At 42.8% G+C, this 23,883-nt stretch carries 23 protein-coding genes and 4 tRNA genes; 7 read left to right on the top strand and 20 right to left on the bottom strand.

What is annotated here, in order from left to right:
* The first annotated feature begins 19 nt into the window (after positions 1 to 19).
* The 6 genes from PGR74_RS05545 (at position 20) to PGR74_RS05570 (ending at position 3,422) form a co-directional block, all read left to right on the top strand.
* Complete coding sequence (locus PGR74_RS05545) at positions 20 to 583, top strand: RNA polymerase sigma factor (RefSeq protein WP_041504161.1); 564 nt, start codon at positions 20 to 22, stop codon at positions 581 to 583.
* Positions 584 to 604: 21 nt separating this feature from the next.
* On the top strand, positions 605 to 1,000 hold the full coding sequence (locus PGR74_RS05550; RefSeq protein ID WP_041504162.1) for a hypothetical protein: 396 nt from the start codon (positions 605 to 607) through the stop codon (positions 998 to 1,000).
* An 11-nt stretch (positions 1,001 to 1,011) separates the two neighbouring features.
* On the top strand, positions 1,012 to 1,473 hold the full coding sequence (locus PGR74_RS05555; RefSeq protein WP_052634785.1) for a hypothetical protein: 462 nt from the start codon (positions 1,012 to 1,014) through the stop codon (positions 1,471 to 1,473).
* 90 nt (positions 1,474 to 1,563) lie between these two features.
* Positions 1,564 to 1,654, top strand: a tRNA-Ser gene (locus PGR74_RS05560).
* Between the two features lie 100 nt (positions 1,655 to 1,754).
* Positions 1,755 to 1,828: transfer RNA gene (locus tag PGR74_RS05565), tRNA-Pro, on the top strand.
* Positions 1,829 to 2,156: 328 nt separating this feature from the next.
* Positions 2,157 to 3,422 carry a hypothetical protein gene (locus PGR74_RS05570; protein ID WP_146216440.1) on the top strand — a complete coding sequence of 422 codons (1,266 nt, stop codon included), beginning with the start codon at positions 2,157 to 2,159 and terminating at the stop codon, positions 3,420 to 3,422.
* A gap of 61 nt (positions 3,423 to 3,483) precedes the next feature.
* Here the strand turns inward: PGR74_RS05570 and PGR74_RS05575 are convergent.
* From PGR74_RS05575 to PGR74_RS05640, 14 genes are all read right to left on the bottom strand, one after another.
* Positions 3,484 to 3,559 (bottom strand) — tRNA-Gly (locus PGR74_RS05575).
* 196 nt (positions 3,560 to 3,755) lie between these two features.
* Positions 3,756 to 3,837: transfer RNA gene (locus PGR74_RS05580), tRNA-Tyr, on the bottom strand.
* A 230-nt stretch (positions 3,838 to 4,067) separates the two neighbouring features.
* Complete coding sequence (locus PGR74_RS05585) at positions 4,068 to 4,745, bottom strand: NigD1/NigD2 family lipoprotein (protein ID WP_041504164.1); 678 nt, start codon at positions 4,743 to 4,745, stop codon at positions 4,068 to 4,070.
* Positions 4,746 to 4,889: 144 nt separating this feature from the next.
* The gene (locus PGR74_RS05590; protein WP_041504165.1) at positions 4,890 to 6,650 is read right to left on the bottom strand and encodes a sensor histidine kinase; all 1,761 of its coding nucleotides are present in this window, start codon (positions 6,648 to 6,650) and stop codon (positions 4,890 to 4,892) included.
* 20 nt (positions 6,651 to 6,670) lie between these two features.
* Positions 6,671 to 7,342, bottom strand: coding sequence for a response regulator transcription factor (locus tag PGR74_RS05595; protein ID WP_041504166.1), 672 nt, complete (start codon positions 7,340 to 7,342; stop codon positions 6,671 to 6,673).
* Between the two features lie 4 nt (positions 7,343 to 7,346).
* Entirely contained in the window at positions 7,347 to 8,051 is a 705-nt protein-coding gene (locus PGR74_RS05600; protein ID WP_041504167.1) for a phosphate signaling complex PhoU family protein, read from the bottom strand.
* A 36-nt stretch (positions 8,052 to 8,087) separates the two neighbouring features.
* Positions 8,088 to 8,858: a phosphate ABC transporter ATP-binding protein PstB gene (gene pstB / locus PGR74_RS05605; RefSeq protein WP_041504168.1), complete on the bottom strand. Its 771-nt coding sequence runs from the start codon at positions 8,856 to 8,858 to the stop codon at positions 8,088 to 8,090.
* Between the two features lie 18 nt (positions 8,859 to 8,876).
* Positions 8,877 to 9,740 carry a phosphate ABC transporter permease PstA gene (gene pstA / locus PGR74_RS05610; protein WP_041504169.1) on the bottom strand — a complete coding sequence of 288 codons (864 nt, stop codon included), beginning with the start codon at positions 9,738 to 9,740 and terminating at the stop codon, positions 8,877 to 8,879.
* Positions 9,741 to 9,744: 4 nt separating this feature from the next.
* A complete protein-coding gene (gene pstC, locus PGR74_RS05615) occupies positions 9,745 to 10,596 on the bottom strand; it encodes a phosphate ABC transporter permease subunit PstC (protein WP_041504170.1) in 852 nt (283 codons plus the stop codon).
* A 57-nt stretch (positions 10,597 to 10,653) separates the two neighbouring features.
* Positions 10,654 to 11,670 (bottom strand): phosphate ABC transporter substrate-binding protein PstS, encoded by a 1,017-nt coding sequence (pstS, locus tag PGR74_RS05620; RefSeq protein WP_235375111.1) that lies wholly within the window; start codon positions 11,668 to 11,670, stop codon positions 10,654 to 10,656.
* Positions 11,671 to 11,832: 162 nt separating this feature from the next.
* Positions 11,833 to 12,819, bottom strand: a complete 987-nt coding sequence (locus PGR74_RS05625) for a hypothetical protein (RefSeq protein ID WP_041504172.1) — start codon at positions 12,817 to 12,819, stop codon at positions 11,833 to 11,835.
* A 95-nt stretch (positions 12,820 to 12,914) separates the two neighbouring features.
* On the bottom strand, positions 12,915 to 13,451 hold the full coding sequence (locus PGR74_RS05630) for an RsmD family RNA methyltransferase (protein WP_041504173.1): 537 nt from the start codon (positions 13,449 to 13,451) through the stop codon (positions 12,915 to 12,917).
* Positions 13,439 to 14,281: a DUF3822 family protein gene (locus tag PGR74_RS05635; RefSeq protein WP_041504174.1), complete on the bottom strand. Its 843-nt coding sequence runs from the start codon at positions 14,279 to 14,281 to the stop codon at positions 13,439 to 13,441. The genes PGR74_RS05630 and PGR74_RS05635 overlap by 13 nt, the downstream gene beginning before the upstream one ends.
* 19 nt (positions 14,282 to 14,300) lie before the next feature.
* Positions 14,301 to 14,945, bottom strand: coding sequence for a hypothetical protein (locus tag PGR74_RS05640; RefSeq protein WP_041504175.1), 645 nt, complete (start codon positions 14,943 to 14,945; stop codon positions 14,301 to 14,303).
* A gap of 181 nt (positions 14,946 to 15,126) precedes the next feature.
* Between PGR74_RS05640 and PGR74_RS05645 the strand changes: the two genes are divergently transcribed.
* Complete coding sequence (locus PGR74_RS05645; RefSeq protein WP_041504176.1) at positions 15,127 to 16,548, top strand: ATP-dependent DNA helicase; 1,422 nt, start codon at positions 15,127 to 15,129, stop codon at positions 16,546 to 16,548.
* Positions 16,549 to 16,674: 126 nt separating this feature from the next.
* On the opposite strand, the gene PGR74_RS05650 is transcribed toward PGR74_RS05645, so the two are convergent.
* The 6 genes from PGR74_RS05650 to rny all read right to left on the bottom strand — a co-directional run bounded on the left by PGR74_RS05650 (position 16,675) and on the right by rny (position 23,826).
* Positions 16,675 to 18,420, bottom strand: coding sequence for a phospho-sugar mutase (locus PGR74_RS05650; protein ID WP_041504177.1), 1,746 nt, complete (start codon positions 18,418 to 18,420; stop codon positions 16,675 to 16,677).
* A 98-nt stretch (positions 18,421 to 18,518) separates the two neighbouring features.
* Positions 18,519 to 18,872 carry a 50S ribosomal protein L19 gene (rplS, locus tag PGR74_RS05655; RefSeq protein WP_041504178.1) on the bottom strand — a complete coding sequence of 118 codons (354 nt, stop codon included), beginning with the start codon at positions 18,870 to 18,872 and terminating at the stop codon, positions 18,519 to 18,521.
* Between the two features lie 172 nt (positions 18,873 to 19,044).
* A complete protein-coding gene (locus tag PGR74_RS05660) occupies positions 19,045 to 20,742 on the bottom strand; it encodes a dipeptidase (protein WP_041504179.1) in 1,698 nt (565 codons plus the stop codon).
* 27 nt (positions 20,743 to 20,769) lie between these two features.
* Positions 20,770 to 21,225 (bottom strand): DUF4293 domain-containing protein, encoded by a 456-nt coding sequence (locus PGR74_RS05665; protein WP_041504180.1) that lies wholly within the window; start codon positions 21,223 to 21,225, stop codon positions 20,770 to 20,772.
* 19 nt (positions 21,226 to 21,244) lie between these two features.
* Positions 21,245 to 22,123, bottom strand: a complete 879-nt coding sequence (locus PGR74_RS05670) for a nucleoside phosphorylase (protein ID WP_041504181.1) — start codon at positions 22,121 to 22,123, stop codon at positions 21,245 to 21,247.
* Between the two features lie 167 nt (positions 22,124 to 22,290).
* Positions 22,291 to 23,826, bottom strand: a complete 1,536-nt coding sequence (gene rny / locus PGR74_RS05675) for a ribonuclease Y (protein ID WP_041504182.1) — start codon at positions 23,824 to 23,826, stop codon at positions 22,291 to 22,293.
* Positions 23,827 to 23,883: the final 57 nt, after the last annotated feature.

Consider the following 23,883-nt stretch of genomic DNA (forward strand, 5'->3'; position numbering starts at 1 on the left):
GATAATATAGTGTAGATTAATGAGTGATGAAGAGATAATAGAATTGTTCCATTCCGAACGTGGAGAGGATCAGGCATTTCGGATGCTGATAAAAGAGTACGGGGAAAGACTGTATTGGCATATCCGGAAAATCGTGATCAACCATGAGGATAGCAATGATATTTTGCAAAATGTTTTTGTGAAAATCTGGAAAGGGATTGAGGAATTTCGTTACGAAGCTAAATTATTTACATGGATGTATAAGGTGGCTACCAATGAAGCGATTAATTTTTTAAATGAAAAACGAAGAAAGCCTTACGGGAATTCCGAAGAGATAACAGTAATGCTGGAAAATCGGTTGGAAAGCGATCCTTATTTTGACGGAGATGATATACAACGGGAATTGCAGAAAGCCGTTTTAAGGTTGTCGGAACGCCAGCGCATGATCTTTAATATGAAATATTATGATGATATGAAGTATGAAGACATGGCAGAGATTTTGAATGTTGCTGTCGGGACATTGAAAGCGACCTACCATATGGCGGTAAAGAAAATAGAAGAGAGTCTGAAAATTTCAGATACATTGCAGGAATTTGAATATTGAAACGACTTAAAATGAACGATCATGGATGATTTGAATGATAAATATAAGAAAAAGAATCCTTTTGCGGTTCCGGAGGGATACTTCGATTCGTTGGAATCCCGGATCATGGATCGGGTGGAGGAAGCGAAGCATCCGGTGAAAACGAGTTATATACAGATGGTAAAACCCTACTTGGGGTTGACGGCAACATTCCTGTTTGCCATTTTCGTTGTCCAATGGATTTTTCCTCGTTTTGTGGATGAAAATAAAAGGTTGCTGAGGGAGGGGAACAGCATTGTAAAGACCGATGAAAGCGGTTTGCACGAAACCGAATTGGACGAAGATTTTAATCCGACCCAGGAAGAAATTATAGAGTATTTGGCACAAGAGGTGGATATGGGTAAATATTTTTTTGACGGTATCAGATTGAGTAACTAAAGAGAATGTTTATGAAAAAAGTAGGTTTGATTATAGGAATGTTGGGAATTACGTTCTCACTTTTTGCGCAAGGAAAATTAAGTGAGGAGAAAAGAAAGGAGTTCGAGGCTCAGAAAGTGGCTTTTTTTACTCAAGAGATGAACCTGACTCCGGAAGAGGCCGTTAAGTTTTGGCCTTTGTATAACGAGATGCAAAAGAAAATTCGAGAAGCGGGAAATGTCATTCGTGATTTGGCAACGAAGTTTTCCGGGGACATAACGGAAAAAGAGGCACAAACCAATATCGAAACGATCTTGAAAGCGGAAGAGCGAATGCAAAGCCTTAAAAGGGACTATTATCAGAAAATCGTAAAAGAGCTATCTGCCCGTAAATTGTGGTTAATGATGGAAGCAGAGCGGAAATTCCATCGTCAGTTGTGGAAAAAGTTGGGAAAATGTCCGGGGAATAAACCGGAAAAAACGACTATGAAGTGAAATATTTAGCGATTAAATCGAAAAATATATAAAAAAGTCCCGTAAAAACTTGCGGGAACGGTAAAAAACGCTACTTTTGTCTCCGCAAATGGAGAGATGGGTGAGTGGCTGAAACCAACAGTTTGCTAAACTGTCGTACGGGATTACTGTACCGGGGGTTCGAATCCCCCTCTCTCCGCCACTGATTTTGAAATCGAATCTTAAGTAATTAAGGTTTCTATCCGGAAAGGTCAGGGAACAATCCTCAGGGGATTTTATTTAGGGGCTACCCAAAATTGATTCGGGGCGTAGCGCAGTCCGGTAGCGCATCTGCTTTGGGAGCAGAGGGTCGCAGGTTCGAATCCTGTCACCCCGACAGTTGAAAAACAGGCAGTTGCATGTAAATGTGGCTGCTTTTTTTATTGAAAAACGATGGTTTATTCCCTTTTTTTTACGCGTTTTTATTGATTATAGGACGATTTTTTGCAAATCTTTTGTAAAAAAGAGAGTGTTTCTTCAAATGTACAGGCGATTTTTCTATTATTTTTATAGATATATAAGTTGTATATAATGTAATGCTTAATTGCATATATTTTCAGGATTTGTTGACTCTATAAGAGGTGATAATTGGTATTTCCATTTGAATGTATTGAAATTCGGATATAATTTTTAACTTTGATGCATGTTTGTTAATGGAAATTGATATGAGTGTTTTTTCAAGGAAAAGGAGTAGAGATTTTAGATTATTCGTGGGGCGTGTTATGTTGCTGTCGGTTACTGTGTTTTTGTCCGTCAGCGAGCTAGAGGCCCAAACATGGTATAAAAAGAGAGTCTGGTATGCTCAACAGGATAGTGTCCCCGTTTATGAAGATAAAAAAATCGGCTCTCGTGTTGTAACGTATATCGTGGGTAAAGGTCGTGTGATTGATCTAAGGCTTTCTTACGATAGTAAATGGCTTATTGTACCTAAAAGAAGTGGTTCCCTTGGAGGCTTTATTCCCGTATCTGTCCTGGGAACCTATTTGGAGGGAGTGCGTAATTATGAAGTTGTACTCGATTCTGTCGTGGGGACGGTGGAAGTTGTTTATGGCAGTTGGTATGAAGGTCTTCCGTTGTCTGTTTCCCAAACCTTTTATAAAGGAGATGTCATACGATTGAATCGAGCCTATCCGGATTATTATGCCAATTATTTTAGTGTTTCGCCCGCGGATAAATCTTACGCTTTTTTGGGAAAGATCGATAAAGAAGCGTTGGTTCCCACGGAGGCGGGATCGACCGTAAAATTTACAGTGCCGAAAGAGATGGTAAAAACCATTCGGGAGCATCATAAGAAATATTACAAGGAACTTACTGCCGCTAAGAAAAACGTTGCCGGTACGTCGTGGGATATTCGGAGAATAATGATCGGTATCGTGTTGGGTTTTATCATTATTGTTTGTATTGTCGGTTTCTACTATTTGAATGTGCGGGTTCTTCGACGTTATTTATTTGATCGTTCCAAAAGTAATGTTTCCATTAGTGGGGCAATGATGATAGGATCGGGGGTATTGATGTATATAGCGGGAGAATGTCTGTGGATACTTGCCGACGGATTCCTGGCCTTTGTGTTGGTTGTCATCTGTGTGTTGCTTTTTTTTGCTGCCCTTTATCATACGGAGTCCCGTCTTCAAAGAAGGTGTGCCAAATGTAATATTTACAATGATTTGAGTTTTCTCGGAATGACTAAAGACGGGACCAAATGGGAGTACGATCATCAATCCGACAGTGTAACTACCCATTATTGGGAAGGGGATACCCTTGTAGAAGAAAGGGTAGATCGCAATCAATGGTTCCGTCGCCAATACCAAATATATGCTTTTAATTACAAATGCCGGCAATGCGGTCATACCTGGAAAGTACGTTACAAGGGAGGATTGATTACTTCTGAAAAACGTACGTTGGAGGAGACGGAAGAGACACGTTTTAAATAGATGATTAGATCCTAAATGATTAAAAATAAAAAAAGCACTTACTTTTGTAAGTGCTTTTTCGTGGAGCGGAAAACGGGACTCAAACCCGCGACCCCCAGCTTGGAAGGCTAGTGCTCTATCGACTGAGCTATTTCCGCAAATATAAGTTCCTGTCCCGTGTGAATGGCCTCACTTCGTTCGGCGATCCTGAGAGGGGGGACCTTACTAATTTTTAATAGCGAAAAGCTATGCTTTTCATGTTGATTGAAAAATATTTAACCTTCCAAAAGCGGACTTTTGACGGTAAACTTTTTTCAATCACGGATGCTTTCAGCATCCGCTATTAAAAATTCGTGGGCAGTGATGGATTCGAACCACCGAAGGCTAAGCCAGCTGAGTTACAGTCAGCCCCATTTGGCCACTCTGGTAACTGCCCTTGTTCAAAGAACGTTTGCTTGTCGTTAGCGGGTACAAAGATAAGTAGTTTTTCGGATAATCCAAATGAATAAAAGGAAAAATTACAAATGGACGATCATGAAATGTTTCCGAATGGATGGTTTTACGGGGCTTGTAAATGTCGGGATGTCATGTTATTTATTGTAGAGGAGAATAGAAGAGCCGCCCGGAATGTCGGACGGCGTATGCACCTTTTCGTCAATTATGAGTTTATTTTCGGGGACGATAGGTTATATCGAAATGTTCTTCTCCGTCAAAACCTTTATACCGTACGCGAAGCTGGACGGAGTCGCCCGTCTCGTTGAAAATCTTGTTTAAGGGAAATGCAACGGCGCTATTGAGTTTATAACAATCCGGATCGTTATTGGCATTGTGATGAAATTCTAACAGTACTTTCCCGTCTTCCGTCAATCCCTGATGTTGCGTTAAGTTGATCAGGTGTTGCACAAGCCCTCCGGCGAAGAAAAATTCGATCGTGAGAAAATCTTGAGCGATCCAATAATCGTTCACGATAACGGGATCATTTCCTAAGCTATCTAAAATCTCTTCCGAATAGGGAAGTATATTTTTGGTTAAAATCCGTTCAATTCCATTGATCCTTACATAATAATCAAATTTGCTGCCGGGTATCGCATCCTGAAGAATAGTGAAATCAACCAATAAACGCGTGCTGTCCTGTAAGTTTTGGGTCGGAACATCGGAGTAGGACGGATATATAACAGAACCGTTATCCAATTTTACGGTATAGCTATCCTCGGCTGATTTATGGATAACTCCATAACTAATCGAAAACTTGCTCAGGCTGTACCCATCGTCATCACAAGAAGCAACGACGAGAACGGCAATGATAAATAGTACGGTCAGACGTAATATTCTTTCGATTTTCATATCCTGTTTACTTGTCGGTTTATTCTGTTTTCTGTTTAATAGATGAGTGGGGAAATAAAAGGTTGCGTGTGAAAATCTTAAATTATAAAAAGGAAGTCTGAAAAATCAAAACTTCCTTTTTGCTTCGAGGCGCATACGTGGGATTCAGAAGAGTTTTTTCCGTAAGGAGAAGAGGAATTCCAAACCTCCTTCTTTTCTGTTTTTGGCGGATATTTCTCCTTTATGGAATAACACGGCGTTCTTTACGATAGAAAGTCCTAAGCCCGATCCTCCCGTTTGGCGGCTTCTTCCTTCGCATACGCGGTAGAAACGTTCGAAGAGTCTGTGCAAGTGCATTTCGTCGACTCCTTGTCCTGTGTCATAATAAGAGAAATAACAAAATTCCTGATCGTTTGTATAGTTATCGATAACAATGATAATGTGATCTCCCGCGTAGTTGATGGAGTTGTCCATTAAGTTACGGAATATGGCGTAAATCAAGGTTTTGTTTCCTTCGATAAACAAATCTTCTTTGATATGGTTTTGTACGGTGATACTATGGGAGGTAAGTGCATCGTTCAGGTCTGCGATAACCTCTTGTACGGTCGTGTATACGTTAACTTCTTCTTTTTGGAAAAGCTCCGAAGCTTCTTCCGTTTTGGTGATTAAAGCGATATCCCGGATCAGGTCGGAAAGCCTGACGACTTGGGAATAGGTTCGCTCCAGGAAGAAATGTTGTTTGTCGGGAGTAATGTCCGGTTGTTCCAATAGGGTTTCGATATAGCCCCGAATGCTGCTTACGGGAGTTTTCAGTTCGTGTGCGATATTATTTGTCATCTCCTGTTTGAGTAATCTGTTTTTTTCATTGTCGGAGATGTTGTTCAGGGTAATCTCGTAACTGTTATCCGTAAACAAAAGTAATTTGAGGGCAAAATGTTTTCCTCCTTTGGAAAGTTTGCATTGAAACACGGGTATGGTATGTGCGTTCGGATTGACAGGTGTGTTGTTCTTTAAGAATTCGTTCAGTTTTATGAAATCGGGTTGCTCCAGAATCCCTTCGAGGCGGAATGTAGGTTCGTCCAATAAGGTGTTCAGGTATTGAATAAAGTGGGTATTGGCGTATATTTTTTCTCCGTTAGCAGCGAATATGGCGATCCCTTCATCCGAGTAATGGAAATGGCGCAGCAGTTTATCCCGTTCGACATTAATTTGGCGGTTACTCTCTTCAAGCAATTGGTAGTTGCGAATGATTTTATTTCCGATCTCTCCGAGTTCCGTATGGGGGAAATGGATATGGTTGTAATCCACCTTGTGATGGTCTGCCGAAACGATGAAATCCTTTAAACCGGAGATGGCTTTTCCAAATCTGTCCGATAGGTAAATGAGGGATATCAGGGCGATGAAAAACAGTAACGTGATGAAATACAGAAAAATATTATCTGTTTTTAGAAAATTCTGAACTTCAATATCATAGGGTAGTGCGACGCGAATAAAAAAATGAGGATACGCTTTTGCATAGTAGTAGTATTCTATGCCCAAGGTGGTCGAGTGGCGAACGGCTGCTCCCGTGGAGTGTATTAACGCAGCCTGGATCTCGGGACGTTGCAAATGGTTTTCGATCTCTTTATCCTGCTCTATGCTATTGTCGAATAATACTTTTCCCGTACGATTAAGCAAGGTTACCCGTAGATTATGGGGAAGAATTTGTAATATATTCTGGATGGAATCGATACGATGATCCCGTACCAGCTGCTTCGTATCGACATATTGGGCAAGAATCGTCGCGTAGTCGTTGAGTGTCGTGCGTAAATTTTCTGTTTTATACGCTTTTTCTCTTTTTTGTTGGAAAAAAATAATTCCTATCGTGAAAATGGAAAATACGACAAAGAAATATAAAAATAATTTTTGTTTATAAGAGAGTTTCATCGAATGATGTTTTTAATGATTTAAATTTCAATACAATACCCATAACCGGAACGGTTCACGATATAGTGTCCTTGTTCCCCGAGTTTTTTTCTCAGGCGGGTGATGTGTACATCTACCGTGCGCTCTAAAACATAACCGTCATCGGCCCATACGTTACGGAGGATAGCTTCCCTCGAAAAGATTCGTCCGGGGGCTTTGGCTAACATATACAATATTTCGAACTCTTTTTTGGTAAGTGGAACAGATTGCTTGTTGACAATAACTTGTTTGGTCACCGCGTTGATAAGAATCTCGCCGATCTCTATCTGTTGTTCCGGGGTAGCGGCCACCCGCTTCAGAACGGCTTTTACCCGTGCGCATACCTCTTTGATGGAAAATGGTTTTGCAATGTAATCGTCTCCGCCGATACTGAACCCGGTAAGCATGTCATTTTCCGTATCCTTGGCTGTAAGGAAAATGATAGGTGTCGTGTTGTGAAGTTCTTTACGAAGCCTTTCCGCCATTTTAAATCCGGAGATTCCCGTCATCATGACATCTAACAAGATCAATTCGTGTTCTTTCGTTAATATTTTTAAGGCCTGTTCCGCTGATTCGGCCGTATCGACCATATAACCCTCGTTTTCCAAGTTGAATTGCAGGATTTCTCGTAAGTCCGCTTCGTCGTCGACGACTAAAATTCGTTTCTTTTCCATAGTTTTATTCGATTGGGAGTTCCGGAGTATCTTCGTTTTTATGTAAATGTTTTGCATTCTTCCCTTCCATTAAATAGATTGCCGCTTCTGCGATATTCGTCGCGTTATCTCCTATCCTTTCTATATTATAGGACATACCGCTTATGGAAAGAGCATCTAACATATCCTGTTCGTTGATCGTCTTACCGACAAAGCAAACCGGAATACCGTGGATGATTTCTTTGTGATGGAAATCCACCCTGTCATCCGTTTGAATGACTTCTTTTGCCAGTTCGGTGTCTTCACAGGTGAAAGCAAAGATAGCATTTTGTGTCATTTTTTTTACTATGGCGAGTTGTTCCCGTATTATTTTTTCATGGGTCAGGAAACATTTGCCGTTTCGATCGGTCTCTTTTAAAAAATCGGCAATGTTGAGAATGAGATCTCCGATTCGTTCCAGATAGGCTGTCATATCGTGGTAGGACATGATCTTTCGGGAATCGGTAGCTCTCGGGGAATAAAGGACGATAGAACGAATCACTTCATCTCTGATTTTTATTTCCATGCCGTCGATGATCGTTTCGTTATGTTCTATTTCCGCGTGTATTTCGGGATTTTTATTATCTACCGTTAGTTGGTTGATATAATCCATTTGAAGGAATACGATTTTGGAGAGTACTTCAAAATCTTCTCTTATTTTTTCTAAATAGTTTTCTCTGATGGTATTCATGTCGTAATGATTAAATGGTCTGACTCTTCTGATTGATTAACCGAATTGCCCGGTGAGATATTCTTCGGTCCGTTTGTCTTGCGGGGCGGTGAACATCTTTTGAGTTTCATCGTACTCGATTAATTCCCCCAAATACATAAACATGGAGTAATCGGAAATTCGGGCAGCCTGCGACATATTGTGAGTAACGATCAGGATCGTAAATTCTTTTTTAAGTTCCAAAAGTAACTCTTCAATCCGGTTGGTGGCGATGGGATCCAATGCGGAAGTCGGTTCGTCCATTAACAAAATTTGCGGTTTTAAAGCCAACGCCCTGGCGATACACAGGCGTTGTTGCTGTCCGCCGGAAAGGAAGGTTCCTTTTTTATAGAGAGCGTCTTTGACCTCTTCCCATAATCCGACATTTTGCAGGCTTTGTTCGACGATCTGATCTTTTTCTTTACGAGGTAAACGAATTCCGTTTAGTTTATAACCGGCAATGACATTATCATATATGCTCATGGTCGGAAATGGATTGGGCCTTTGAAAGACCATACCGGCCATGCGCCTGACTTCCATGGGGTTCGTCTTTAATATGTTTTTCCCGTTTAAAAGGATTTCACCCGTAATGCGGATATCCGGATAGAGTTCGTGCATTCGGTTTATGGCTCGTAAAAGAGTACTTTTCCCGCAGCCGGAGGGCCCCATAATGGCCGTAATCTTTTTTTCTTCGATACGGGCATTCACGCGATTGACGGCGTTTTTGCCGGGGGTGTAGGAGATCGAAACCTCTTGTAGTTGTAATATGGGATTTGCTGTAGATACCATAGGTCGTTATTGATTATATTATTGATTTCTCCATTTATTGGCTATATGTTTGGCTATTAGATTGAGCGATAATATGAGTAACAGGAGGAAAAGCGAGGAACTCCAGATCATATCGATCAGGTTGGGATCGTTATAAAACTCCCAAATTAAAAGGGGAACGGCACTGGTCGGAGCTGTGACATCCCAATTGATGACCGTGCTTCCGAGGGCTGTCAGCATCAATGGAGCTGTTTCTCCCATTACACGGGAAACTGCTAACAATATACCTGTGAACAAACCTCCGAAAGCAGACGGGAGTAGTAGTTTTAAAATTACGCTCGTATAAGAGGCTCCGAGTGCGAGTCCGGCTTCTTTTAACGAACCCGGTAGCATTTTTAATGTCTCTTCGGTGGATCTTATGATCAGGGGGAGCATCATGATGCTTAAAGCGACGCTGCCTGCTAAGGCAGAGTAGCTGCTCAGCGGCTTTACGATCCAACTGTAAGCGATAATACCGATAACGATAGAGGGACTTCCTTGAATCAGGTCGGTAAAGAAGCGGGTAGTGTTTGAAAATAGGGTTCTGGGTTTTTCCGAAAGATGAATTCCGGCCATAATACCAACCGGTATGGCAATAACGGTAGCCATTCCTACCATGAGTAAGGTTCCGGTGATTCCGTTGGCGATACCCCCGGGAATGATTTCTCCCGTGCCTTTGGCGAGCATGGCGTCTAAGGTGCTGGGGGCTGTTTCGGTAAAGAAATTCCAGTTGATCTGTTTGTATCCTTTTTTTATCAATTCCCCGATGATCATAAATAGGGGGATGACGGTCAGGGAGGCTAATGAACAGATGGTATAGAAAAATATCCTGTCTTTGATCGTTCTGTATCTTATGGATGCCATCTTATTAATGAAGTTTTTTGATGATGAGTTTGGCTATCATGTTGATGATAGCGGTAATTAAGAATAGTAATAAGCCGATGGCAATGAGGGAGCTGAGTTTGATTCCGTCGGCCTCCCCGAATTGATTGGCGATGATACTCGCCATCGTGTTTCCCGTGTCTCCCAACGAAAGGGGAACGTTGTTGGTATTTCCGATCAGCATGGTCACGGCCATGGTCTCTCCGAGGGCTCTTCCGAGTGCTAAAATGTAGCTTGCGAAAATACCGGAACCGGCAGCCGGGAACGTGACTGTCCGGATAACGTCATAGCGTGTCGCTCCTAAACTGTATGCCGCTTCTTTCAGTTCGTTGGGGACCATAGCAATAAATTCCCCGCTGAGGGAAGAGGCGTAGGGAATGATCATGATCGCTAATACGATGGAAGAGGTGAGGATACCGAATCCCTGTGAATTGATCCCCCATTCTACCATCAGCGGACGAAGGGTATAAAATCCCCATAGACCGTAGACGATGGAAGGAATCCCCGCTAATAGATCAATGGTGGAGCTGATGAAGACGGCTATTCTTTTGCCTTTGAAATATTCTCCGGTAAAAAGGGCCACGGGCAATGAAAACGGGATGCAGAACAGTAACGCTAAAAATGAAGTAAGCAAGGTTCCTATTATAAAGGATAAAGCTCCGTAAGTTTCGTTGTCTGGATGAGGATTCCAGTCGGCCGTACCGATAAAGTTGAGGAATCCGTAATGATGAAAAGCAGGGAAGGCTCCGCTAACGAGGGAATAGACCATTCCCGCACATATTAAAAGTATGAAAATACAGCAGATGATTAGTAGACGTTTGAATAGATAGTCCGACATATCATTATGTTTAATGTAAGTCTTGTGGCGATAATACATCGCCACAAGATTTTAGTATTACTTCATTGTTTTTCCGTTGAACGTGACGGATTTTAAAAGGGCTTGTGCATTTTTAACGGCAGATGCAGGAAGGGGAGAGTAGTGTACTTTTGTGGTTAAGGCCTGGGCCTCGTCGCTTAGCATCCAGCTCAACAGATCGACGGTGGCTTGTGCTTGTTCTATTTTCCTGTCGTTGTAAGATTGTTCTTTATAGAGAATAATCCAGGTGAAACAACTGATAGGATAGGCATCGACGGCGGGAGAGTTGGTGATCATAGTACGGGTGTCGGCAGGTATATCTCCGGAAGCGGCCGCGGAAATGCTTTCCGTTGTCGGACTGACGTAATTGCCGGCCTTGTTTTGTAATTGGGCCATGGGGATTTTAAGAGAGAAAGCATACTCCGATCCCACGTAACCGATAGACCCTGCTGTTTGAATGATCACTCCGGCTACTCCGGGATTTCCCTTGGCGGCAATGCCTGCCGGCCATTTCAACGATTTGCCGGTTCCTACTTGTTCTTTCCAGTCATTACTGATTTTTGTCAGGTAATCGCTGAATACGAATGTAGTACCGCTACCGTCGGAACGATACACCGGGGTGAGCTCTTTGTCGGGAAGAGCGACTCCCGGGTTAGCGGCTTGTATCCGACGGTCGTTCCATTTCTTGATTTTTCCTAAGTAGATATCGGCAATGATTTCACCCGTAAGTTTCAAATCTTTTACTTCCGGTAGGTTATAAGCCATTACCACGGCTCCCATACAGGTAGGAATATGAATCGTTTCATAAGGCATCTCTTTCAGCTCTTTTTCGGAAAGAAAAGCATCTGTCCCGCCGAAATCTACGATTCTATCTTTTAGACTTCTGATTCCTCCTCCGCTGCCGATTCCTCCGTAGGTGACAGTCGTCCCGTTTTTTTGCTGATAAGTTTTAAATGCCAGGTTATAAAACGGAAGAGGGAAGGTGGCTCCGGCTCCCGTAACCTTTTCTTTTTTGTTTGATGCGGCATCTGCGGGGGTTGCATTGCCGGAGAGCATCGTGGAAATGATAAGAATACTGATGAGTAATAGATTTTTCATGTTTTTCAAATTATGTTTAACACATTCTGTACTTTTTTAGACTTTACAATATTACGTTGATGTTATGACACGTTTGTTACGCGTTTGTTACATTTTTGTTAAGCCTGAACGGAGGAGTCGTTATAGTTTAAATTCGATATTCAAATAGCCGAAGGCCGTTGATTTTCCGGAATAAGGATTCCATGACGTGAAATTGGGAGCGATCTTTAAATATTTGATCGGGGAATACTGAATGCCGGCAAGTATTCTTTGGCCGTCGGCATTGCTCCAGTCGTCTTTGGATGTCAGATTGTCGTATCTTCCGAAGAGGTTGAATTTGGAGGCCAATTTAACAGAGGTATAGATGGAATAACCGGATTGGTCCCGGTCTTTCTTAAATTTCGTGTTATACATTTTGTTGTATTCGGCTCCTAAGGAAAAATGCTCGTGTTTATAACCGGCGAAAAGAGCTAAGTTCTGTTGATCTTTGGTCCCTTCGCCATCGATGTTTTTGTTAGATATGTCAAAATATCCTCTGATCGTTAATGATTTGACCGGATTGAGAGTGACCCCCAAGCCATAGCGGTACTTATTGTCGTTGTTCAGTTTCTTGTACCCCTCTCCGTTGATAAAGGTAATGTCGGCCCGGAGCCAGTCGGTAAATTTGTATTTTCCGATGATTCCCATGTCTGCACTGGATCCGAACTTGTACTCGTCCTGGAAAGATTTCATAATGTAACGGTATCCCCAAAATTTCTCCTGAACATTGAATTGTTCGAGGCCGATCAGACCGAAATCGAGAGTGAGGTCTCCGGTTTTCCAGCTTAACATCGCATTCTTCACGTAAGCGACTCTTTCCAGATCTGAACCCGAAACTTTAGTCGATCCGATATCGAATACCAATTTCCCGCTTAATTTCGGAGATAAGTTGAATTGGTAGCCGAGATAGGAACGGTCCAGTGCGAATCCGGATTCCTTGTTCGCACGCCCTAAGCCCACATGATAGTTTGCAAAAACGGTAACAATCGGTGAACCCGTGATTTTTAATTTGTTTTCTTTTTTTTCTTCTTGTGCAAAACTGCCGATAGATAAAGCAGTTAAAACGATAATAAATAAAATCCTTTTCATTTTGTCTAATTTTAAGGTTCTTTTTTTCGAAAGCGAAAGTAGACTGAAAAGGTTTCTTGAATATTAACGTTTAGTGACGAAATTGTTAAGGATGGTTATTTTCTGAAAAGGGAAAAATTTACACTACCGTATTGCCTATGTTCGAGGAAATGCGGGAAAGAAGAAAAGTCCACCGTTGCGGGGTGTTCTATGACAGCAATGCCGTCGGGGGAAAGTAGGTCGTTATCGAAAATAGCCGCGGGGATCTCTGTGATATTGGGTAGATCATAGGGGGGATCGGCAAAAATAAGTCCGAAATGTTGTCCTTTCAATTTTTTGCAAGCTATAAATGCGTCTGTTTTATATATGGCGATATTTTTGAATCCTAATTGTAGGGCTGTTCTTTTAATGAAAGAGAAGTGATTGTAATTTGCTTCTACAGAAACGATCTTTTCAGCACCGCGGGAAGCTAATTCGTAGCTGATGCTGCCGGTTCCGGAAAATAGGTCTAAGGCTCGAATGTTTTCAATATCGATGTAGTTGTTGAGCACGTTAAACAAATTCTCTTTAGCGAAGTCCGTGGTCGGTCTGGCCTTAAAGTTTTTATCCGGGAATAGTTGTTTCCCTTTGTGTGTACCGCTTATAATCCGCATCTATGAAAGTTTAACAAATGAATGAAATAAGAGTTATTGAATTCCTTATCCTGGAGAAGAGTGTTTAAGATCGGCTCCTGCGGGTAATAGATATGCGGGATATAACTTTCGAGTACCCCTCTGAATTTTTGATCCTTTACGGGTAAACCTGAAATGGAGAGGTGTACGTTGTCTTTTTCCGCACCGGATTCTCTAAGCACATTCAGGATAAAGTAAACGATATCTGTTTGGTGCTGGTAATGAAACGAATTGAAGAGCAGCAATCGGGTATCGCGAAACAAAAGGAGGTCGAAATAGCGGTCCTGAATGTCAACGAATAGTTGCTCCATCTGGCGAAGAGTTTTGGCACTCGCCTGTCTTATGAGATTATAGGCGCTATTGGCTATCTCTATTGCGGGATAATGTTCTCGAAGAAATTGATGAAACTTGTACGGGATACCCTCTACCAAGTAAGCATCGATACGTTCGATATGATGATATATAAGCTCTTCTTCCGGGTTCGTTTCCTGTTGGATCCGGTAGAGTAAACTTAGTGCATCTGTTTGGAAAAAATCGGAAGGGATCAGATTTTTGGCTTTGCTGCAAGGAATGACATAAACCTGTTTGAATTTTAAATTTAGAATGCGGTCGTTGACTATGTAGTTTTCCACTTTTGCCAGGACTGCGTCCGAAGAATCGACTTGAAAAGGCTGGTGAGCGAAAACAACCAACTGGTCTTTTTCGTCATGAACGCAAAATGAAAATCCATCCGTTGCATAACGGATGGATAATATCGATTTTACAGAAGATTCGTAAATATAATTTTTGTCTGTATAATAAACTCCTTGCATGGAATTAAGATTTTACGGATTACTCCCAATTCCCTACGTTATTGTTAGCCTCTTTTACACTTCCTACTTTTAATCCGGGGTATTTATGTAATCTGATTCTTTCACCGTTTTCTTCTAAAACTGCATCTCTGAAATCTTCCATTTTGTCGTCAAAAATAGTCATGTTGGAAGTACTGGCTTCAAAAACAGGGACATCCACGCCTGCTTCTGTCGGAATGATATCCGCTTTTAGAGAAAATTCATATTTTCTGTTGGTGAAGGGAACGTAACGAATGTCGTCGATAGGATAATTTTCTCCGAAGAGCTCCTGTAAGGCGGCTACTCTGATGGTATCACGGATAATAAGGCCTTTTTTCAACGCCTCTTGTTCGGTTATTCCTGCTTCAAGCTGATCGTCTGTCAGTTCGCCGATAGCGCGAACAGTCTTCAGGGAGTCGTGTTTCACAAAATAAATGAGGGTATCGAAACTACCTGTATATCTACCGTAAAGATTCTTATAAGATTCCTGAGCGGTTCTGATATCTTTCAGACGTTGAATGATTCTACTATATCTCTGGTCTTTTAACTTTTGGAATTCCAAAGGATTGTTTACGCTTTCGTAGCATTTGTATGCTAAAAAAATCGCTACAAGAGCTAAAATGACTTGAATAATAATCTTTTTCATTTTTTTTCGTCAGTATATTATTAATACGTTAAACAAGTTAGTTCTTTCTGTTTATGATGACGTTTTTATCTATCTTTGCATAGTTAAAAACGGCACAACACCTACACGATGAATGCGGTAGTGTCCGCAAATATAAGAAAAAAAAGATTCGTAGCCCATTTTTATACATTGAAATTTTGCTATGATTGCAAAACATTTTGAAAACATTGTATTAGAGAAGTTTGGGTTTGATTTTTCCCCGACTCAACAGCAGGCGATGGACTGTTTTCTCTCTTTTTTCTTTTCTCGGGAAGAAGAGAATTTGTTTTTGCTGAAGGGATTTGCCGGTACCGGGAAAACGTCATTGGTTGCCGCGATCGTGAATACGTTATTGCAGTTGAAGTGTCAGGTGGTTTTGTTGGCCCCGACCGGAAGGGCGGCAAAGGTGTTTTCGAGTTATTCGGGGCAGCCTGCTTTTACGATCCATAAAAAGATTTACCGGCAAAAATCAGCCCAGGAAGGAATCGGGTATTTTAATTTGGGATTTAACCCGAATGCCAATACTCTTTTTTTTGTGGATGAGGCTTCTATGATCTCTACCGCTTCTTCGGACAGTAATTTCGGTTCGGGTTCCTTGTTGGATGATTTGTTCGAGTACGTGTATAACGGTCGGAATAATCGCTTGGTTTTGATAGGTGATACGGCACAGTTGCCCCCGATCGGTTCGAGTGTCAGTCCCGCCTTGGAAGCGGAACTGCTGGGCCGTCAGTACGGGGTGAATGTATATGAGGCTCGATTGACCGATATCATGCGGCAATCTGAAGCATCCGGAATATTGTATAACGCAACGCGAGTCCGGGAGATGATAGGTGCTGCGGGAAAATTTTTTTTGCTGAAGGTCGGCGGATTCCCGGATGTCATTCGAATAAGCGGGGGGAATCTGTTGGAGGAGCTGGATAGCTGTTACGGTCGTTACGGGGTGGATGAGACGATGGTTATTTGCCGTTCCAACAAAAGAGCCAACCGGTTTAACGAGGGAATCAGAGCCCGCATCCTTTATCGAGAGGAAGCTTTTACCGGGGGGGACAAGATCATGATCGTGAAGAATAACTATTTTTGGGGTGCGGAGTACGATCATGTCGATTTTATTGCTAACGGCGATATTGCCACCGTGGAACGAATCGGTAAACACAAGGAGTTGTATGGTTTTCATTTTGCGGAGGCTCGTTTGAGTATTTACGGGTACGAGGAGGAGATTACGGCATGGGTTATGCTGGATACGTTGACTTCGGAACAGCCTGCCTTGAGTTATGAAGAGCATAAACGGTTATACGCGGCGATAGAAGAAGATTATATGAATGATATCCCTTCCAAGCAAAAACGTTTTAAGAAGATTCGTGAAAATGAATTTTTTAATGCCTTGCAAATTAAATTCGCCTATGCGGTGACAGGGCACAAAGCGCAAGGAGGGCAATGGGATGCCGTGTTTGTCGATCCGGGGTGGATAACGGACGAATTGCCCGACGACGAGTATTGGCGCTGGCTCTATACGGCTATCACGAGGGCAAGGCAAAAAGTTTTCCTGATCAATTTCAGGGACGATTGGTTCGAGACAAGAGGATAAATGGGGGTGAATTGAAATCGGAAACAGACGCTTTTTCGGTTGCTAAATTTGTAATAACAAAATAAGGAGATTGAATGATTCCATTAAATTCAATCTCCTCATCTTTTCGTTGACCATTGTAGCTTGTCAATCGTTCTTTGTCAGTTCTTTTGCGATCTCGTCTATTCTTGCGTTTGCCTGTTGCTGTGCTTTCTCGAAATCGTGAATATCCTTCATCTGTACTTTCGCTTCAAAATAGAACTTGATTTTGGGTTCGGTACCTGAGGGACGGACTGAAATTTTACTACCGTCGGCTAAAAAGAATTGGAGGACGTCGCTCGTCGTGCTGAAATCCAGGTGTGTTTTTTCCCCGCTACGGAGATCAGTTGCTTCTAAGGTAAGGTAATCTTTTTTAATCACGATATCGCTACCCGCGATTTGTTTCGGGGTATGATGACGCAACTTTTCCATCATAGCTTGGATCTCTTGAGCTCCGGATAATCCTTTGCGAACGATGTAAATCATTTTTTCCTGTGAGAAACCGTATTTCGCGTAAATCTCTTTCAGGAAAGCGTAGAGAGATAATCCGTTCATTTTCGTCCAGGCGGCGATTTCTGCCATAAGAGAGGTTGCGGAAACGCCGTCTTTGTCTCTGGTGAACGAACCCGGCATAAATCCGAAAGACTCTTCTCCGCCTCCGATGAATTTTCCGGCATCTTTTTTCCGGATCATATCGGCAATCCATTTGAACCCGGTATATACATCGTAACACTCGATGTCGTTTCTTTCGGCAATTTCTTTGATCAATTCCGTGCTTACGATCGTTTTGATAGTATATTCTCCTCCTTTCAGAAGCCCTGATTCTCTTTTTCGACGGATGATGTATTCCGTGAAAATGATATTGGTCTGGTTCCCGTTTAACAAGATCCACTCTTCCCGATCATTTTTTACGGCAATACCGATACGGTCTCCGTCCGGATCGCAGGCCATAGCCAGATCGGCATCGACTTTTCTTGCTAAATCAAGAGCCATTTTAAAGGCGGCGGGTTCTTCCGGGTTAGCGGAGGCTACAGTCGGAAAATCTCCGTTCGGAATGCTTTGCTCGGGTACGGGGTGGATGTTGGTAAATCCCCAGTTCCGGAGAGATTCCGGTACTAATTTGTAAGTGGTTCCGTGGAGAGGGGTAAAAACGATCTTCAAATCGTGTTCTTTCCGGATGGCTTCCGGTGAAAGACTTAAAGTTTTTACCTTGTCCAGGTAAATACGGTCGAAATCTTCGCCGAGTATTTTAATCTTTTCGGTGACTTTATCGAATTTGATGTCACCGACCTTTACTTTTTGGACTTCTCGAATCACGTTTTTGTCGTGGGGAGGAACTAATTGGGAACCATCGTTCCAGTATGCTTTGTACCCGTTGTACTCTTTGGGGTTGTGAGATGCGGTAATGATGACTCCCCCTTTGCATCCTAACTCGCGTATGGCGAACGATATTTCGGGTGTGGGGCGCAGGTCTTCGAAAAGATAGACGTAAATACCGTTGGCCGAAAAAATATGGGCGACGGTTTCTGCGAAATAGCGGGAGTTGTGGCGGCAATCGTGTCCGATACATACCGATTTTTCCTCGTTCGGGAAAGCCTGATTGATGTAGTTGGCAAATCCCTGGGTGGCGGCACCGACGGTATATATGTTCATCCGGTTACTTCCGACCCCCATAATTCCTCGCAATCCTCCGGTTCCGAATTCCAAGTCGTTGTAAAACGAATCGATCAGTTCGGCGGGATTTGTATCGTTTAGCATGCGGGAAACTTCGGTGCGAGTCGTTTCGTCGTAGTTTCGGTCCAACCATTTTTCTGCTTTTTCTTTTGCCGTTTTTATGATATCCTTGTTGTTCATATCGTCATTGTTTTTGGTTCAGATAACAAAGTTATGATATTTTGCGTTAATAAAAAAGGCCTTGCATTGCAAGGCCTTTTTTATTCCGTAAGCATGAATTAAAATCTCTTTTCTTTAATTTTTGCTTTCTTACCGGTAAGTTTACGGAAATAGAATATTCTGGACTGTCTTACGGCACCTCTCTTGTTTACTTCAATCTCTTTGATATAAGGAGAGTTCAGAGGGATAATACGTTCAACTCCGACGTTACCGGACATTTTTCTCACGGTAAAAGTTTTCGTGGAACCCGTTCCGCTGATTTGGATAACGATTCCTTTGAATACCTGTACACGCTCTTTGTTTCCTTCGATAATTTTATAGTGTACGCTGATGGTATCACCTGTGTTGAATGAAGGAATTTCTACTCTGTTTTCATTTGCAAAAGCTTCCTCTGCAATTTTAATTAAATTCATCGTTTTAATTTTATAAAGTTCATTTATCGAACGCAGTATTACGACCAGAGTCTTTTTTGTAAGAGACTACGTACGTTTTTAATTCGAGCTGCAAATGTAAGGAAAAAAATAAACTCTGCAAATAATTCGAGGTTTATCCTTCGTAAAACAATTCAAGCTCCGATTTATAATTTTATTCAATCACTTCCAGTTTGTTTCCGGTCTGTTTGATCAACATGCGCAAGAACCAATCCGGAAGAGGTTTGTTTTCCACTTTGGGATTTTTTTCTCCCGGAACGGCTGTTTTAATGTTACCATCCATGTATTTGCAGAACAGATAACCGTAGAATTTTCTCCATTGGTCGACTAAACTGTTTCCCGTGTTGCAGGAGAAGTCCGTCAGGAATTGGACTGCTGTCGCTTTGTCTTTGGCCAACATCTCTTTGGCTCCCGCATCCGCGATCTGAACAAAGTTTTGATATTGCATTTCCAAGCCTTTTTGTTTTTCCCGGATTTCAGGATGAATCAGGTCGTAGCGTGTGTAGGCAAAATTGCTGACCTGACTGAATACCCAAAAGGCTGCTTCGTTCGTGAACTCCATCATGCTCCCGTTTCCTACGGCATAGGCTTCCGGAACGGCTGTAGAAGAGGAGTACATCGGGAAATAAACGGTATTGGCCGCATCGTCCACGGCAAACCAGAGTATGCCTCCGATTTCGTCCGGTAACCAGCTACGGCTTTGGGTTACGAACGTGAATCCGGTTTGTTGAGTAGCTGTCGTTCTCTCGTGTACATACTCTTTTCCGTCTACTTTCCACTGCATGGGACGCCATCTGTAAGGACACCCGTAAGGACCGGCACCCAAATCCTTGCTCATATCCAATTCCGTGCCTTCCAAATGGTCACGCATGAAATCCATGGCATCCAGAACGTCTAATTTGCGATTAGGCTTAATCCATAACGGCATGCGGTTGGTTGCGTAACCTTTGGAGTCTTTCATGATGTTTCTTCCGGTAGCGTAGTCCCAGTATTGGGCCATGTCCGAGCTTACGGCATTGAAGAAGGCCCATACCCGGATTTCACAGAAACGGGCGGCACCGAAATCCACCGGAGCGTAACTGTCGGAAAAACTGAAATCGGAATTTTTAGCATCTTTGGGGTAAAATCCTTTTTCTTTGGCAAAAGAGATTACGTCTTTTGAATAGACGGTAGTTACTTCCGGATTGTAAATCTTATTCATTTTATCGGAAGAGATGGATGTTTTCCCTTCTAACGGGAAAGTGGTAATACGAGCTTGATTAGCATGAGCGGATACGTATCCGTCCGGAACCATCCGGGCTACCCAAACGGCACCTTTTTCTCCTTCCCCTTTGCCGATAATCTCTAAAATCCAGACTTCATTGGGATCGCTGATAGAGATGGATTCTCCGGAACTGGCCCAACCGTATCGGGTGAAAAGGTCGGTCATAACCACGATAGCTTCGCGTGCGGTTTTGGCTCGTTGGAGGGTCAGATAGATGGCACTGCCGTAGTCGATGATAGCTCCGCTTTGGGTCTCTAACTCTTTACGTCCTCCGAAAGTCGTTTCGGAGATAGCCAACTGGTGTTCGTTCATGTTACCTACGACATTATAAGTATGGGCTACCTGGGGAATTTTTCCCAAAAATTTGCCGGTATCCCACTCGTAAACGTCCACCATGCTACCGGCGGGCCAATCTTGAGCGGGCCAATGGTAGAGCTCTCCGTACAATACGTGTGAGTCGGCGGAATAAGTGATCATGGTTGAACCGTCTTTGGTAGCTCCTTTCGTGAATAGAAAGTTCGTACAAGCCATAGTGTATGACGTGCAGCATAAAAATACTAACGTGACAAGTAGGTGAATTTTTCTCATATTCGTTTTATTTATTTTGTGAAAGAATTAACGGATCCGATCGTAAGATTTTAAAAGCTTTATATCTTTTACGATGCCTCGTATGGCCATGTATGTGAAAATGATGCATACGACAGGAAGAATAAAGCTGAATTTATACAATACCGTTGCATCAGCTCCGAATTGCCGGATGTGATACCACATCAGAATGCCGGACCCGATCAACAGAACGATCTCTACGATGCAAAGCCTTACTTGTAAAAAGCGTTTTTTATACAGAAAGATCGTGATCAAAGGCAATAAAATGGTGAACAGACTTAAAATGAACAACGCCCAGTAATAACTTACGAAGGAAGTTTCTGCGCTTTTTTCTACTATACCGTACGCGAAAAAGTCGTAATTCGTATCGTTGGGAACCACGACCCGGGCGATGGGAACACATAGGGGCAATACCATCAAAATGCCTATTACAAACAGGTATACGGATTGAATTCTTTGTATCATATCAAATGGCTGATTAATATTAACGTGTCAGTTTATCTAAAGTGTAGTTTACTAATTTTTCCATGTAAGGTTTATAGTCGGGAGAGGCGTCGCCGGTGGCCCGGTTGGCAATGATCAGGCAGATGGTGGCCGCATGGTGTCCCATGAGGGCAGACAGGCCGGCAATAGCAGCGCTCTCCATCTCGTAGTTTACGATTTTACGACCGTTGTAACGAAAACGGGCGATTCGGTCGTTTATTCCCGACATTTGCAGCGGCAAACGGAGTACGCGTCCCTGGGGACCGTAAAATCCGTTGGCCGTCAATGTTACTCCCTTTACGGTCGTGCCTTCCGAGTGTAATTTGTTGACCATCTCCGGAGATGAGTTTACGGCATACGGGCGGGCGGCTTGCGGGGCCCATTGGCATTGATTGACGAATGCGTCTTCGAATGCCGCGTCGCATATTTTTTCGTTATCCTGATAAAAACGCAGAACCCCGTCAATACCCACGCTCATTTCCGAGATAACGAAGGCGTGTACGGGAACATCTGCCTGTACGGAACCGGAAGTGCCGATCCGTACTATATTCAATGCTTTTTTCTCCGGTTTGATTTGTTTGGTTTCCAGATCTATGTTGGCTAAAGCGTCCAATTCGTTCACTACAATATCAATATTGTCCGTACCGATTCCCGTTGAAATAACGGAGAAGCGTTTTTGGCGGTAGGTCCCGGTAATCGTATGAAATTCCCGATTCCCGCGTGTCAGTTCGATCGAGTCAAAACGGGAAGCGATCATCTCTACCCGAGAAGGATCGCCGACAAGTACCACGTTATCCGCTAAATCTTCAGCGTGCAGGTGAAGATGGAAAATCGTTCCGTCTTCGTTCGTGATGAGTTCCGATGATTTAATAGCATTCATAACCTTAATTTTGAGCTACCAAAAATAGTGATATTCATGGTATAAACCAATAAAGCTCCGGCAAAAAGTAAAATAAAAACGATTAATCTGCGGTTATAAAAAAACGAACCGGAATTTCCGGTTCGTTTTAGAGTGATTTATGCTTGGATCTGTTTTGGACAGATCGGTTATTTCGCGTAGTTGATGGCCCGGGTTTCCCGGATAACGGTTACTTTTACCTGTCCGGGGTAGGTCATCTCGTCCTGGATGCGTTTGGCGATATCGTAAGAGATCTTTTCTGCTTCCGTGTCTGAAATTTTTTCGCTACCCACGACTACCCGAAGTTCGCGTCCGGCCTGGATGGCATAGGTCTTAACAACTCCGTTGTAGGAGAGAGCCAAATCTTCCATCTCTTTCAAGCGTTTGATATAGGATTCCACAACCTCTCTTCTGGCTCCCGGACGTGCACCTGAAATAGCATCGCAGGCTTGTACGATCGGCGCGATAAGGGTTGTCATCTCTACCTCTTCGTGGTGAGCGCCGATAGCATTGCAAATATCCGGTTTTTCCTTGTATTTCTCCGCTAATCGCATTCCCAATATAGCATGCGGCAGTTCCGGTTCATCATCGGGTACCTTACCGATATCGTGCAAGAGTCCGGCCCGTTTGGCTTTCTTCACGTTGAGTCCCAGTTCTGCAGCCATGATCGCACATAGATTGGCTGTTTCACGGGCATGTTGCAATAAGTTCTGTCCGTAAGAAGAACGGTATTTCATCTTACCTACCAAACGGATCAATTCCGGATGCAAGCCGTGAATACCCAAGTCTATGGTGGTACGTTTCCCGGTTTCTATGATCTCCTCTTCGATCTGTTTTTTTACTTTGTTAACGACCTCTTCGATGCGTGCCGGGTGAATGCGTCCGTCCGTTACCAATTGGTGTAGGGAGAGACGTGCGATTTCGCGGCGTACCGGATCGAAACCGGATAATACGATGGCTTCCGGAGTATCGTCTACGATGATTTCTACTCCCGTCGCAGCTTCCAATGCCCGAATGTTCCGACCCTCGCGACCGATGATTCGTCCTTTTATTTCGTCCGAGTCGATGTGGAAGATGGAAACTGCATTTTCCGTTGCCGTTTCTGTCGCGACCCGTTGAATGGTTTTGATGACTACTTTTTTAGCCTCCATGTTGGCTGTCATTTTAGCCTCTTCCATGATTTCATTCACGTAAGAGATAGCTTCCGTTTCAGCTTCCTCTTTCAGGGAGTTGATTAATTTTTCCTTGGCCTGATCGGCAGACATTCCGGATATGGCTTCAAGCTGCTCTATCTGTTGTTTCTTTAATTTTTCTAACTCGGCATGTTTCTTTTCCCACAGCTCTTTTTGTCCTTCGAGAGTCTCCTGTTGGGTTTCGGCCTCTTTGATTTTCCGTTGACACTCCTCTATCTTACGAGCTAATTCGGCATCCCGTTGTTTGAGTTTGTTCTCGGCAAGTAAAATTTTGCTGTTTCTGGCGTTGACTTGCTTTTCGTGTTCCGCTTTTATTTGTAAGAATTTTTCTTTGGCTTGAAGGATTTTATCCTTTTTGATCACTTCCGCTTCCGCTTCTGCTTCTTTGATGATATTCTTGCTTCTGTATTTAAGGGTCATGTTGATCAGTAAATATCCGATCGCCAATCCGACCAACAAAGCAATAACACCCGTAACTATTGTTGTTATCATATTCCGATAATTAGATTTGATGTTAATTATATATTGATTGGTTTTCTATTTTCATAA

This window comes from Sanguibacteroides sp. AM78-02pH3A, from assembly GCF_027666085.1.
In the GTDB taxonomy this organism is placed as follows: Bacteria; Bacteroidota; Bacteroidia; order Bacteroidales; family Marinifilaceae; genus Gabonibacter; species Gabonibacter massiliensis.